Genomic DNA, 12,930 nt, shown 5'->3' on the forward strand with positions numbered 1-12,930 from the left:
CCGTGACGTCCTGACGTGCAGGTTCCGGTGGCCGAGGGTCAGCCCGTCAGGTAGCGGTCGTGGAACTCGCCGAAGGTGGCGTAGGTGAAGTCCTGCGCATCACGGCTGACGTCGGCTCGGGGGACCGACGCCTCGAAGGCGTGGAAGCAGCCCTCGTACTCGCGGAACGCCACCTCGACACCCGCAGCCCGCAGGCCCTCGACGTAGGCGACGGTCTCGAGGTGGAACGGCTCGGCCGTGCCGACGAAGGTGATCGTCGGCGGGAGGCCGGAGAGGTCGGTTGCCCGAGCCGGCGCGGCGTAGGGCGGAATCGCCTCGCCCATCCGGCGGAGGTCGGCAAGGTAGGCCGCCCACCCGGCCCGGTTGGCGTCGGTGTTCCACACGGGCGCCTGCACCTCACGGGAGGGGTCGTCGGGCTGGGTGTCGTCGATCATCGGATACAAGGGCATCTGGAAGCCGATGTCGACGGCACCGGTGTCGCGTGCCTTCAGGCTGAGCGCGGCGGTGAGGCCCCCACCGGCGCTGTGTCCGCCGACGGCAACGGCCCTGTCGTTGGATCCCAGCACCTCGGCGTTGTCACGCACCCATGTCAGCACGTCCCAGCAGTCATCGAAGCCGGCCGGGAACGCTGCGTCGTGCGCACGGCGATACGCCGGGGCCACGACCATGCATGGCCGCGTCCCCACGAACCGCTTGATGAACGTCCCCGACATCTCGGGGTTGCCGGTGATGTAGCCGCCACCGTGGACGTAGACCAGGACCGGTAACGGACCATCGTGGTCCGCGGGCCGATACACCCGCGTTCGGATGCGATGGGTGCCCCCACTGCTGGGCACCTCCACGGTTCGACAGTCCAGTCCCTTGAGGTCCCGCCCCACCAACAGGCGGTCCGCGACCGCGTTGTTGATCGCCACCATCCGTCGGTTCGTCATCATCGCGGGCAGGATCGACAGCGGCGCGGCCCAGCGCCTGAGGTCGGCATGCATCTCGTCCTTGGTCACTCGCATCCACGGGGTCTACCACGCCCGCTCCGCAGGCGGGGATGGCGCACGTGTGCCCGCTGACTCGTGGACGACTACCATGCCCGTCCGTCGAAGGGGAGTTGCAGTGCTCGAGATCATGACCAGCAGCGAGATCGCCCGCGCCCGGGACACCGGTGCGCTCGTCGCGGAGATCCTGCAGTCGGCGAAGGCCCGCACCACGGTGGGCACGAACCTGCTCGAGATCGACGAATGGGCCCGGACCATGATCGTCGATGCCGGTGCCGAGTCCTGCTACGTCGACTACGAGCCGTCCTTCGGTCGCGGACCGTTCGGCCACTACATCTGCACCTCGGTCAACGACGCGGTGCTGCACGGCCTGCCGCACGACTACGCCGTCGCCGACGGCGACCTGGTGACGCTCGACCTTGCGGTGTCCCTTGCCGGGGTCGTCGCGGACTCCGCCATCAGCTTCGTGGTGGGGGAGACGGCACCCGCCGGGGCCACGCCGATGATCGAGGCGACCGAACGCGCCCTGGCGGCTGGGATCGCGGCCGCTGGGCCGGGTGCACGCATCGGTGACCTCTCCGCAGCGATCGGCTCGGTGCTCACCGAGGCCGGCTACGCCATCAACACCGAGTTCGGCGGTCACGGCGTGGGGTCGACCATGCACCAGGACCCGCACGTGGCCAACAGCGGCCGGGCCGGTCGCGGCTACAAGCTGCGGCCCGGGCTGCTGCTCGCCCTCGAGCCATGGGTCATGGCCGACACCGACGAGCTGGTCACCGACGACGACGGCTGGACGCTGCGCAGCAGCACCGGCTGCCTGACCGCCCACAGCGAGCACACCATCGCGATCACCGACGACGGCGCAGAGATCATGACCCTGCCCCGCTGACCACCGCAGGCCAGCAGGGCCGCACCATCAGGCGTCTCGCCACCGCCGTGGACCAGCACCAGCCGCAGCCCGGGATGCCGCTGCAGCACCCAGCTCGGGCCAGGTGACCAACCGCGGTGGCGGTTCTGCAGTGCAGCCGATTTCCTGCGTCGAAACCGGGAAGACTATTCGGCTAACCTTATCCATGATAAGGTTAACGTGTGCGTTCGACCCTCAACAACCCCTTCGTTCCCGGATCCGACACGGTTCCCGAAGTGTGGGCAGGCCGTGGCGAGGAGATCAGCGACTTCCACCGCCAGGTGCGTCCCCGACGGCTCGCGGGCGCATACGAGCGAGGCCGCGTGCTCATCGGCGAGCCGGGCATCGGCAAGTCAGTCCTCGCCTCCCGCATTGCCGCAGAGGCCAGGGAGGCGGGCGACCTGGTCCTGCCCAGCCTGCGCATCCCGCGTGGCGGCGATCCGATCGCGTTGTTGGCGGGGGTCGTGGCAGATGCCGTGTCCGCGTACTCCCTGGGGGAGCGGGTGGGCTCCATGGCAACCGGACTGCTGGACCGCATCACCGCCATCAGGGCAGGCGTCACCGTCACGCTGCAGGGGGCTCCGGCCGGGGTTCCCCACCGCGAGCTGACGCTCGCCCTGTCCGCCCTCGCACGCACCGCGATGGACGACGGCAGGCTGCTGGTCGTCCACATCGACGAGGTGCAGAACGTCGACCGGACCGAGCACATGTCCCAGCTGCTCGTGGCGCTCGGCGACGTCATGGCCGAGACGGCAGAGGGAACGGACGCGGCCGGGAACCCGCACGAGCGCCACCTGCCCGTTGCCGTCACGCTCACCGGGCTGTGGAGCTTCGTGGACGGCGCCACACGGGCAGCTGGTGCGACGTTCGCCAGGCGGTTCAAGGCCTACCACCTCGGACCGCTGGAGGACGTGGACATCCGCACGGCCCTCGCGCCGTTCACCAGCGATGGCTGGCCGATCCTGACCGACGACGGTCCTGCAGTCGTGACCGCCAGCGCCGATGCGGTCCAGATGCTCCTCGAGGCGGTGTGTGGCGACCCCTTCCTGTTCCAGCTCGTCGGCCAGGCCGCGTGGAACGCCAGCACCGGCCCGGTGATCGATCGAGCCGACGTCGCCGCAGGCATACGCGAGGTCGCCACGGAGATGACCCACCACGCCGAACGAACACTCGAGCGCCTGCCCCGAGCCGAACGCGATCTGCTCGACGCGCTGTTGTCGCTGCCGGGGGAGCAGCGGACCCTCACGGCCGCAGGTCGCGAGCTCGGCAAGACCCCACAGCAGGTCGCCACCACGGCCAAACGCCTGGAGATGCGGTCGATCATCCGCCGGGGCCGTCCCATCGCCGTGACGTCGCGCGTGACGGAGGCGCTGATCGGCGGACGGTGGCCAACGGCCCCGGACGAGGACGCCCGGGGCCGTTGAACGTGGTGCCGCTACTCCTTGCTGATTGCCACGCCGGCGATGCCGCGGGCCTCCTCAGCGGTGGCGTCGCTCACCCGCTCGGGTGGACCGAGGACGAGGATGGAGCTGGGCTTCTGGACGTCGAGGTAGCGGGCGACGGGATCACCGATGCCATCGGCCTGCACGTAGAGGATCGGCGCGTTGGTGACGGGGGAGATGGCCCCACCGATCAGCGCGTAGACCCATCCGTCGTCGGCGAAGCCGTTCACGAGGCCGACGGCGAGGGACGCGTTGCCTTCCTCCTGTGCGGCCTGGAAGGCGTCGGCGATCAGCGCCGACGTCTCGTCGCGGGTCGCCCCGGCCACGCGAGACACGCGGTCGGGCCCGACCTGCTGGAACACCTGGTCCTCGACGTCCTGCGACACCGCTGCGGTGCCGCCGAGGATCCAGACGTAGACGTCGAGGACGACGCCCGGCTCCTGGTCCTCGGAGATGTAGGCGCCGCTGGCCGGGTGGAGGGCGTCCTGGGAGGTCAACAGGACCGGCCAGCCGAACCGGGCCCCGTAGGCCCCTGCGGCCGCGGAGTCCGCGAAGCTGTCGGCCCTCGCCAGCAGGAACGCTCGGGGGGCCCCGCGCTCGCGCATCTCCCGTGCAACCGCCACCGACGTCTCGACCCGGCTGTCGCCGGCAAGGCGCTCGACGCAGTAGCCATCGATGACGAGCTCCTCGACCGCGCCGGAGGAGACGGCGTTGTCGCCGCCGAGCACGTACACATCAGCCGGTTCGTTGTCGCAGTTCAGCCCGGCGGTGCGGGGCACCAGTGTCCCGATCGCGTCGAGCACCTCCGGGCGCAGGGCGGCGTCGGGGCCGCCATCGGTCAGCAGCAGCGGCCCGCCGACCTGGCCAGCCAGCGCCGAGCCACCCAGGTTGTCGGCGAACTGGTCGTTGCGACCCAGGACGAGGACGTCGACGCTGCCGGGCTCGAACATCTCCAGCGCGAGGTCGACCGAGGCGATGGTGGGATCGAGGGAGCTCGCCAGACGTGCATCCTGTGCGGAGGCCGGGCTGGCGAGAAGTCCCGTGAGGAGGGCACAGGACACAGCGCTGCCGAGCAGGCGCCGAGGGGTGGTTGACATCGTTGTCTTTCGTCCAGAGGACTAGCGGTGGCGGGACACTAGTCCATTCGGACGATGGCCGATCTGGTCATTTGCCCTTGTCCGGACACCTGTCCGCCCGCTGGCGCACCCCGACGACCGCCCCCTCCGGCTGTCAGGCAATCCAACCCTGAGGCTTCAGTTCTGCGCCAGCCCGGAGATGAGATCCGGGTGGGTCCAGGTTGGCCATTCCGTTGCGCTGGCCGGTCTGCCGTGGTGGAAGACCGCGACGAGATCTGGGCCCGTGCGGTGGTTGGCGTAGAACGACGCGATGGGTACACGGTGTGCCGCCTGTGCGACGAGCCCCCACAAACGGTCGTGTCGCTGCCGGATCTTGTCCTCGGGGACGTCGTGACCGCCGGCGCGGACGCGGTGCGCGACGCGGGCGACGGAGAGATCCGGTGGAACCATGACGACGTGGAGGCGGATGTCGTAGCCGGCCGCGTCTGCCCGCTCGATGAGGTCAAGCTTGGAGGGGTGGGAGAAGACGGTCTCGGCGATGAACGGCTGCCCTCGGGCGATGAGGGTCTCGCGGATGCGACTGGCCATGGCTGCAGCCTCGTAGGCATGGGCCTGCTGGTCGTCGGGCCAGCGCTCGGCGGCGATGACGTCAGCGTTGACGAACGGGACGCCTGGTCGCATTGGCGCCAGCGTGAAGCGCACGAACGTGCTCTTGCCGGCGCCGTTGGGGCCGACGACCAAGTCGAGCCGACTCACGCCGGAGTCGAGGTGCCGTCCGGGAAGCGGGTGACGAGGTGGCCCGCCTCGTCCATCACGACGGTGGTGATGCCCTCCGCAGCGAGGCGGTCGGCGTAGTCGGTGGAGACCGCAGCCTGCTCGATCGCCGCGTCGATTTCGGCATTGGCCAGCAGCCGTTCCTCCGCAGTCAGCCCTGCGAGTGGCGTCCGGCCGGCGATCGCGTCATCGATGCGGTTGCGTACCCCGGCCTCGGCCATGCTGACGGCACGACCGATGCGCACCCAGTAGTCGACCTGCTGCGCAGCGGAGCGGCTGGCAACCGCGCCGACTCTACGGGCGGCAGCGTAGACCTCGTCGTCGATGCGGACCGGCGTTCCCATCTCGATCTCCTGCGTAGCGTCTGACTACGACCGTATCATCGTGCGACCGACCCAGGTGCACTTGCTCCGCCGCCCCGCGGTTCCGCACATAACATAGATTATGTAACTCCGTTCGGTGAGCGGGTCCCGACCAAGTAACTCCGTCCGGTGAGCGGGTCCCGACCAAGGGCCTGTCCCCACGCACCCCGTCCGATCGGATCGTGCCGGTACCCACCTCCACGTGGTCTGGGCCCCGATCGCGCCGTTCCCCACGCGTCCCGACCGATGGGATCGTGCCGGTCCCCACGTCGGCGTGGTCTGGGCCCCGATCGCGCCGTTGGCCACCCGGCGCGGCAAGCCAACCATGCCGGCGAAGGGCTTCTCGTGGCGACGTAAGGCTTTCCACAGCGTCAGCTCCGGGCGGTGTCGATCCCGAGAGTCGACGGGCGTAGGACACCGATGCCGTCGTGGTCACTGAGACGGTGGCTGAGTCCGAAGCTCGACGTTGAGCGGGCCGACGTCGGTCCCGTCCATCTCCACACCGATCAGGACGGCGTCGGCGTCGCTGGCGGTCGTCGTCGGGGCCTGCCGTGCCAGCAGGACCATGATCTGCTCGTGCAACGACTCCACGGTCGCGGTGCCGATGATGTCGGTGACCTGGATCTGGCGCCCACCAAGGGTGAACGTCGAACGTTCGGGGACGATCGTCACCTGCTGCGCGCCCGCGGTCACCCCGATCGGCAGCAGCACGACGTCTTCAGCGACATCGGTGAGCAGGACAGTGGCCGAGATCGATGCCACATCGACCCCGTCGAACGCCAGCTGGTGCGGCCCCGTGCTGACGTTGCGAAACAGCTCTGCGGTGCTGCGCCCGTCGCGGTCGTAGCCGTCGACCTTCCAGCCATCCGCGGTGGACAGCATGGTGATGGTGTTGATGCGCAACGGGGCGCCGCTTATCCCCTTGGTCGAGAGCTCCAACTCTCCATCCAGGTAGGTCCCGTCGCCACCATCGGGAACCGTCAGCGGCTCCAGGACGACCAGATCTCGGGAGCTGAACGCCTCGGGATCGGCCAGCAGCACCTGCTGGCCATAGCGGGCTGCGTCGTTGGCCGATCCGACCGAGAGGGACGCCATCGTGTCGTAGTCCGTGGCGGCCAGGGCCTGTACGTAGGCCGTCGCGGCAGCGACCGCCCCCGCAGTATCCGGGCCGCTGTTGCAGCCGCCCAGGGCAAGCGCGGCGCCGAACAGGATGGCCAGCACGCGTGACATGCTGGCGATCCTATGGCCGCGAGCCGCACCAGGCGTCGCGGATCGGGTCTTCACGGGTCGTCACGCTGCTCTGCTCCCGATGTCGGGCAGCCGGCCGACGGGTGGCTGCCGGCCCGTCGCGACGGTCGGGTTGACCGGCACTGGCCTCGGCGGCCCCCCACGCGGCAGGATGGGGCATCGTGCAGCGTCGGATGTTCGGCTCGCTCCTCCCCCGCCCGGCGGGGCAGGTGCTGATGCGGGCTCGGCGCGCCGCCACGGTGCGGATCCGAACCGACGACGGCCACGAGCTGGCCACCGACGTGCACCGGCCGAGCACGGACACGCCCGTGCCGACCGTCCTCATCCGCACTTCCTACGGGCGCAACGGCCTGACCGGCGTACCGATGGTCGCCCAGGCCAAGGCGCTGGCCACCCTCGGCTACGCGGTGGTCCTGCAGGACGTCCGCGGACGGTTCGACTCAACCGGTGAGTTCGTGCCGATGGTCAACGAGGTCGCCGACGCCCGGGCCACGATCGACTGGGTCACCGACCAGTCGTGGAGCGACGGGACGATCGGTGCCTGGGGCCTGTCCTACCTCGGCGGCACGGCGTGGGCTGCTGCGGTCGCCGCACCCGACCGGGTCAAGGCCCTGTCGGTCGGCATCACCCATTCCGCGGTCGGGCTGCCCGAGGCCAGCGGCCTCGTGTTCGTCGACACCGGCCTGCGCTGGTTGCGATCCCTCGACGCCATGGCACGGACCGACGAGTCGGCAGCCCGGCGGCTGGCCAACCTCGTCCGGTTCCGGTTGCCCGGCGCCAGCGACGACGAGGCGTTCAGCCACCTGCCCCTCCTCGAGCTCGACGAGCTCGTGCTCGGCACCCGCTCCCCCATCTGGCGGACCTGGGCGGAGCACCCCGACGCCAGCGACCCCTTCTGGCAACCGGGCGACCTGCGCCACGGGGTCGCCGACGTGGCACCGACCAGCCACCTCACCGGCTGGTGGGACCTCTTCGTCGATCGCCACCTCGACGACATCGACCGGCAGGCCCCCGCCGGACGCGCCGATCGGGTGGTCGTCGGCCCGTGGGGACATCTCGACGGCGCCGTCCAGGTTCGTGCCTTCGCCGAGATGCGCCGCCACTTCGACCAGCACCTGCGGGGCATCGACCGCAACGGACCGGCCGTGGAGCTGTGGATCGGCGGCGCCGACCGCTGGTGGACCGGTGATCGCTGGCCCACCACTCGGACCGAGTCGATCCCCTTCGACCTGCTTCGCGGGCCCACCCACACCCTGGTCTTCGACCCTGCCGCGCCGACGCCCAAGACCGGCGGCCGGACGCTGTCGATCGACGCCGGCCCCGTCGACTGCACCGCCCTCGCCGACCGCAGGGACGTGGTCACGTTGACCGGCCCCCCACTCCCCCACCACCTGACCGTCATCGGCCGTCCCACGGTGACCGTCGAGCTCGACGCCGACACCGGTCACACCGACCTGTGGGTACGCCTGGCCGAGGTCGACATCCACGGCTTGGCCCGCTCGGTCAGCGATGGATTCCTCCGGCTGCGGGACCTCCGGGGCCGGCACACGGCCGTCGTCGAGCTGCACCCGGTCGGCCATCGCTTCTCCGCAGGTCACCGCCTGCGGGTCCATGTCGCGGGCGGGGCGTTCCCGCACCACGACCGCAACCTCGGGCTGGACGGCGACCGGCTGCACCTGGTCGACCACCGGCCGACCACCGTCCGGATCCACGACGGGCGGATCGACCTGCCCGTCGCGGGGCCCATGGACACCTGACCACCCGCGGCCACGGACGTCGGCTCAGGCGCCGTACTTCGCCAGCCGCCCGGCCGCGCCGAGTGCCAGCGGCAGCAGGTGCTCGGTCGGCCGCAGGCCCAGCAGGCCACCGGCGCAGGCTCGCTCGCCGAAGGTCGTCACGTCGTCCACACCCGCCGACCCACCGGCCAGCAACGTGGGCACCGGATGCCACGAGTGCCCCGACACCGCCGCCGGGGAGGCGTGGTCGCCGCTGACGACGACAACGTCGGCGTCCGCGGCCTCGAGCAGGGCAGGGAGGTCGACGTCCAGGCGCTCGAGGGCCTCGACCTTGGCCTCGCGGTTGCCGTCGTGTCCCGCCGCATCGGCGTACTTGTAGTGCACGAACAGGAAGTCGTGGGTGTCCCGCGCCGCCCGGGCGAGCGCGATCTGGTCCGCCATGCTGCTGGGCGGCCCGTCGGGACCGTGCAGCACCTCCATGCCCACGAGCTGCGCCACCCCGCGGTACATCGGGTAGCTGGCGATCGCCGCGGCTCGCAGTCCCGTCCGTTCGCCGAAGTCCGGCATCTCCCGCAGCCCGTCGAACCCACGGAACAGCGCCACGTCGGGCGACGCCTCGTCGGATTCCTCCGCCAGCGCGGCCCGGACCGCCGCGTCGACGGCATCGACGACCGATGCCGTGCGGGCGTCGGCGGAGCCGAGCGGCCGGGCCTGCAGCGGCGCGAGTCCCGTGTCCTGCGGATCCATGTCCGCCAGGCGGGCGTCCAGCCCCTCTCCTCGCAGCACGAGCAGGACGCGGTGCTCGCTCACGTGCCGCAGGAACACCTCCACCCCCGCCACCGGCGGGTCGGCGTCGAGGCGCTGCTGCACCCGCTCGGTGAGGGGCGCAGCCCGATCATCGCTGATCCGGCCAGCCCGGCGGTCCGACACCAGGCTGTCGTCGTTCAGGAAGGCCAGGTTGCCGCGTGCGGCCACGTCGCCGGGCTGCAACGGGAAGCCGGTGCCGACGGCGGCGAGGACACCCCGGCCCAGGTCGTAGCGCCACGGGTCGTAGCCGAACAGGGCCAGGTGCCCGGGGCCGGAGCCGACGGTGATGCCCGGTCCGGCTGGTTCGGTCAGCCCGGTGATGCCGCGGGCGGCAAGCGCGTCGAGGTTGGGCGTGTGGGCGTCCTCGAGCTCGGAGCCCCGGTCGGCCTCGGGGTAGCCGCCGAGTCCATCGACGACGAGCAGGAGGATGCGCCCGCCGTCCTGCAGCAGCGGTGTGTAGCGGTCGAAGTCGATCATCGACCTCGACCCTACAGAGGTCGGGGCGACGCCGGCACGTCTGGTGGTCCGGCCTCGCCCCTGCCGTGGATCAGGTCAGCTGGTAGCGCTTGGGCGCGCGGCCCGCGGTCCCGGTGTCCAGCGGCGGCAGCTCCTCGAGCTTGCCGGCTTCCTCCAGCTTGTCGAGCACCGCTCGCACGGTGGAGCGGCTGGCGTCTGCGCGGTCGACCAGGTCGTTGATCGTGAAGGGCTCGTTGCCGATGGCGCTGTAGACGCTCTCCATCGCGCTGCCCTCCTCGAACATCGGCTCGTCACCGTCGGACTCGGCGGCAGCAGGCGCGGGGCCGGCCGGGGCCGCGTCGTCGGAGACATCCATGTCGTCGTCGCCGTCGGCGTAGGCGCGGGCTTCCTCGGAGATCCCGAGACCGGCCTCGCGGAGCACCTGCAGGGGAACGCCCTCGTAGAAGAAGTCGTCACCGGTCACGCGGTTCGCCTGGGCCCACTGGGCGGCGAAGGCGATGTAGTCGGCCTCGAGGTCGGGCATGTAGGTCGCCGGGTCCGACGCCCGACGCCATTCCGCACGAAGGAGCACACGACGGACGGGGTCGGTCGCCTCGGCGATCTGTGCCGCGAGCTCCTCGACCTCGTCCCAGTCAACGGCCGTGTTGGGGTCCTGCAGCGCCTCCATGTAGGCACGTACGGCCTCGTCGGCTACTCGAGCTCCGCGAACCATCTTTTCCTCCTGAAATCGACACCACCTCGGTCGAGGTGGCGCCCGGGATGCTAGCAACCGGCCGGTGGTAACCGCCGTACCTTTTACCCCGGTTCACTCCGGTGGGTCGGTTCCCGACGCCTCGGCCCCCGCCAGCAGCTCGATCTCGCGCGTCAGGTCGCGCAACGCCTCGAGGAGCCCGTTCAGCGCGACCGGCTCGATGTCGAGGGTGTCGATGGCGTCCCGGGTGGTGCTGGTCATGGCAACGACACCGAGCAGGGCGCTGTCCCAGCGGTCGTCGTTGACCGACTCGACGATGTTGTCGGCCAGGGAGACGAGCTCGCGCTGCAACGACGGATCGGCGGCCCGCAGGCGCTCGGAGGCATCGAGGATGGCCAGCACCTGTCTGGCGGCCTCGTCGACCGGATCGGTCCCGCTGACCATGTCGGTCTCGTCGACCGGCTGCAGCAGCCGGAAGACGCCGAAGCCACCGAGGACGACCACGACGCCGAGCAGCAGTCCGACCAGCAGCGCCCGCGACCGGATGGCGTCCATGCCGCGTCGGGGAAGGTCCTCCAGGAACGGCGCGGGCGCGGGCACCGTCGGATGGGCCGACGCCTCGGCGACCGGAAGGCCCAGGGCAGGGGTGGGCGGGGGCGTGGGGGGCACGACGGCCACGGACTGCGCGGAGTCGCTGCTCGGGGGTTCCCATGGCCCCGACCCCGAGGACGGGCCGTCGAAGGGCTGGGAGATGGCGGTCGGATCCTCGTCGGTGTTGCGCGAGCCACCGGCGCGCGAGGCCATCTCCTCCGCCGACACCTCGGGGGCGGGCAGCTCGGCACGGATGATCAGCTCGACTTCGGCGGCGGTGGGACGTTGGGTGGGATCCCGACGGGTCATGGCGACCAGCAACGGCGCCCAGGGCCCCTGCAGGTCATCGGGCACGACCGGGTCGCGGCTGAGGCGGGCCATGGCCGCCTCGACGCCGGTGCCGCGGAATGCACGTGTCCCCGTCAGGGACTCCAGCAGGACCAGCCCGAAGGAGTAGACGTCGGCAGCAGGGCCCACCTGGGAGTCCTGCAGCTGCTCGGGGGCCAGGTAGGCGGCGGTACCGATGGTGGTCCCGGCGCGGGTGACGAGGGTCGCATCGGCCAGCCGGGCCACCCCGAAGTCGGTCAGGTAGGCGCCGCCGTCGGTGTCGATCAGGATGTTGGCCGGCTTGATGTCACGGTGGATCACGCCCGTGTCATGGGCGTGGGCGAGGGCGCTGGCCACCCGCGCACCGATCTCCTCTGCGTCCTCGTCGGCCAGCGGTCCCTCTGCGCGCAGCCGGGCCGACAACGACTCGCCGTCCACCAGCTGCATCACGAAGTACGGGCTGGCGTCGTCGGTCGTGCCGCTGTCGAACAGGCGGACGATGGCCGGATGCGACAGGCGGTCGAGGATGCGCATCTCCGAGGCGAACCGGTCGGGATCGGCCTGCTCACCGACCCGCATGATCTTCACCGCGACCATGCGTCCCGAGCTGGTGTCCTCGGCTGCGTAGACATCCGCCATACCGCCTCGACCGATGGAGTCGGTCAGGCGATATCGATCGGCGAGCACGGCGCTCTCGGTGTTCACCGGGCGATTCCGACCGGTCGATCCCACGTAGACATCCGTGACAGTCTCGCACGCCAGCCGCCAGTCGGTGCGATGGTGTGTCGCGGGCCGTGGACGGAGGGTGCCCGAACGGGTCTCAGACCAGCTGGACGATCTGGCCGGGGCCGAACAGGTCTCGCGGCACCTCCAGCGCCATGTCCGCCCAGACAACGGGAGGAACGGAGATGTCGGCGAGGTACAGCCGGCCGGTTGCGGCGTTGCCAACCAGACCGGCCTTGGGGAGCCCGAGGGTGACCGTTGCGGCGGCGGTGATGTGGGGTGACGCGGTCGTCCCGCTGGATGCGGAGAAGCCCGTCGGCACGTCGAGGGACAGCACCGGCGCCTTCTGCGCGCCGGCCCAGCCGATCAGCTCGGCAACACGGCCGCTCGGGGCACCGGCCAGGGAGTAGCCCACCATGCCGTCGATGACGAGGTCACACGACGGTGGCGTGCGGCCGGCGGACTCGAGCACCCCCATGCGTTCGAGGATCGCGTGCTGGACCGCCGGCACCGGGGTCAGCGCGCTGCTGCTGGGCACCAGCGTGACCTCCACACCCCGGTTGACCAGGTGGCGGGCGGCCACGAGCGCCCCACCCCCGTTGCCCCCGCTGCCGTACAGCACCACCACGTGGCGTGGGGCGAACATGGTGGTGGCGACGTCCGCGAGATGGCGGCCGGCGTTCTCCATCATGCGTGGGAGGTCGATACCGACCTCCTCGATCATCCGCCGGTCCACTTCGCGCATGGCCGATTCGTCCACCGCCGGAAGGTCGGCGGCGT

The 12,930-nt window shown here is 70.9% G+C and carries 12 protein-coding genes; 3 read left to right on the forward strand and 9 right to left on the reverse strand.

The window, feature by feature from the left end:
- Nucleotides 1-38: 38 nt before the first annotated feature.
- On the reverse strand, nucleotides 39-1,007 hold the full coding sequence (locus DVS28_RS13335) for an alpha/beta hydrolase (protein ID WP_114591884.1): 969 nt from the start codon (nucleotides 1,005-1,007) through the stop codon (nucleotides 39-41).
- Nucleotides 1,008-1,119: 112 nt separating this feature from the next.
- Here DVS28_RS13335 and map point away from each other — a divergent pair, with 112 nt between their 5' ends.
- On the forward strand, nucleotides 1,120-1,878 hold the full coding sequence (gene map / locus DVS28_RS13340) for a type I methionyl aminopeptidase (RefSeq protein ID WP_425461054.1): 759 nt from the start codon (nucleotides 1,120-1,122) through the stop codon (nucleotides 1,876-1,878).
- Nucleotides 1,879-2,078: 200 nt separating this feature from the next.
- Nucleotides 2,079-3,320: an ATP-binding protein gene (locus tag DVS28_RS13345; RefSeq protein WP_114591886.1), complete on the forward strand. Its 1,242-nt coding sequence runs from the start codon at nucleotides 2,079-2,081 to the stop codon at nucleotides 3,318-3,320.
- 11 nt (nucleotides 3,321-3,331) lie between these two features.
- On the opposite strand, the gene DVS28_RS13350 is transcribed toward DVS28_RS13345, so the two are convergent.
- From DVS28_RS13350 to DVS28_RS13365, 4 genes are all read right to left on the reverse strand, one after another.
- Nucleotides 3,332-4,435 (reverse strand): cell wall-binding repeat-containing protein, encoded by a 1,104-nt coding sequence (locus DVS28_RS13350; RefSeq protein WP_114591887.1) that lies wholly within the window; start codon nucleotides 4,433-4,435, stop codon nucleotides 3,332-3,334.
- Nucleotides 4,436-4,591: 156 nt separating this feature from the next.
- Complete coding sequence (locus DVS28_RS13355; RefSeq protein ID WP_114591888.1) at nucleotides 4,592-5,170, reverse strand: ATPase; 579 nt, start codon at nucleotides 5,168-5,170, stop codon at nucleotides 4,592-4,594.
- Complete coding sequence (locus DVS28_RS13360) at nucleotides 5,167-5,532, reverse strand: TA system antitoxin ParD family protein (RefSeq protein WP_114591889.1); 366 nt, start codon at nucleotides 5,530-5,532, stop codon at nucleotides 5,167-5,169. The genes DVS28_RS13355 and DVS28_RS13360 overlap by 4 nt, the downstream gene beginning before the upstream one ends.
- A gap of 450 nt (nucleotides 5,533-5,982) precedes the next feature.
- Nucleotides 5,983-6,780 carry a hypothetical protein gene (locus DVS28_RS13365; RefSeq protein WP_114591890.1) on the reverse strand — a complete coding sequence of 266 codons (798 nt, stop codon included), beginning with the start codon at nucleotides 6,778-6,780 and terminating at the stop codon, nucleotides 5,983-5,985.
- Nucleotides 6,781-6,959: 179 nt separating this feature from the next.
- On the opposite strand from DVS28_RS13365, the gene DVS28_RS13370 reads away from it, so the two are divergent.
- Nucleotides 6,960-8,555, forward strand: coding sequence for a CocE/NonD family hydrolase (locus tag DVS28_RS13370; protein WP_164710491.1), 1,596 nt, complete (start codon nucleotides 6,960-6,962; stop codon nucleotides 8,553-8,555).
- Nucleotides 8,556-8,579: 24 nt separating this feature from the next.
- On the opposite strand, the gene DVS28_RS13375 is transcribed toward DVS28_RS13370, so the two are convergent.
- From DVS28_RS13375 to DVS28_RS13390, 4 genes are all read right to left on the reverse strand, one after another.
- Nucleotides 8,580-9,818, reverse strand: a complete 1,239-nt coding sequence (locus DVS28_RS13375; RefSeq protein WP_114591892.1) for an alkaline phosphatase family protein — start codon at nucleotides 9,816-9,818, stop codon at nucleotides 8,580-8,582.
- 70 nt (nucleotides 9,819-9,888) lie between these two features.
- Nucleotides 9,889-10,530, reverse strand: a complete 642-nt coding sequence (locus DVS28_RS13380) for a hypothetical protein (RefSeq protein WP_164710492.1) — start codon at nucleotides 10,528-10,530, stop codon at nucleotides 9,889-9,891.
- A 93-nt stretch (nucleotides 10,531-10,623) separates the two neighbouring features.
- Entirely contained in the window at nucleotides 10,624-12,132 is a 1,509-nt protein-coding gene (locus DVS28_RS13385; RefSeq protein ID WP_114591894.1) for a serine/threonine-protein kinase, read from the reverse strand.
- 115 nt (nucleotides 12,133-12,247) lie between these two features.
- Nucleotides 12,248-12,895 carry an NAD(P)H-hydrate epimerase gene (locus tag DVS28_RS13390; RefSeq protein ID WP_164710493.1) on the reverse strand — a complete coding sequence of 216 codons (648 nt, stop codon included), beginning with the start codon at nucleotides 12,893-12,895 and terminating at the stop codon, nucleotides 12,248-12,250.
- Between the last annotated feature and the right edge of the window lie 35 nt (nucleotides 12,896-12,930).

Source organism: Euzebya pacifica, assembly GCF_003344865.1.
GTDB classification, from domain to species: Bacteria; Actinomycetota; Nitriliruptoria; order Euzebyales; family Euzebyaceae; genus Euzebya; species Euzebya pacifica.

Coding starts and splice junctions, on each gene's coding strand:
- DVS28_RS13335 (WP_114591884.1), bottom strand. CDS start 1,007: ATGCGAGTGACCAAGGACGAGATGCATGCCGACCTCAGGCGCTGGGCC.
- DVS28_RS13365 (WP_114591890.1), bottom strand. CDS start 6,780: ATGTCACGCGTGCTGGCCATCCTGTTCGGCGCCGCGCTTGCCCTGGGC.
- DVS28_RS13390 (WP_164710493.1), bottom strand. CDS start 12,895: ATGCGCGAAGTGGACCGGCGGATGATCGAGGAGGTCGGTATCGACCTC.
- DVS28_RS13350 (WP_114591887.1), bottom strand. CDS start 4,435: ATGTCAACCACCCCTCGGCGCCTGCTCGGCAGCGCTGTGTCCTGTGCC.
- DVS28_RS13375 (WP_114591892.1), bottom strand. CDS start 9,818: ATGATCGACTTCGACCGCTACACACCGCTGCTGCAGGACGGCGGGCGC.
- DVS28_RS13360 (WP_114591889.1), bottom strand. CDS start 5,532: ATGGGAACGCCGGTCCGCATCGACGACGAGGTCTACGCTGCCGCCCGT.
- map (WP_425461054.1), top strand. CDS start 1,120: ATGACCAGCAGCGAGATCGCCCGCGCCCGGGACACCGGTGCGCTCGTC.
- DVS28_RS13380 (WP_164710492.1), bottom strand. CDS start 10,530: ATGGTTCGCGGAGCTCGAGTAGCCGACGAGGCCGTACGTGCCTACATG.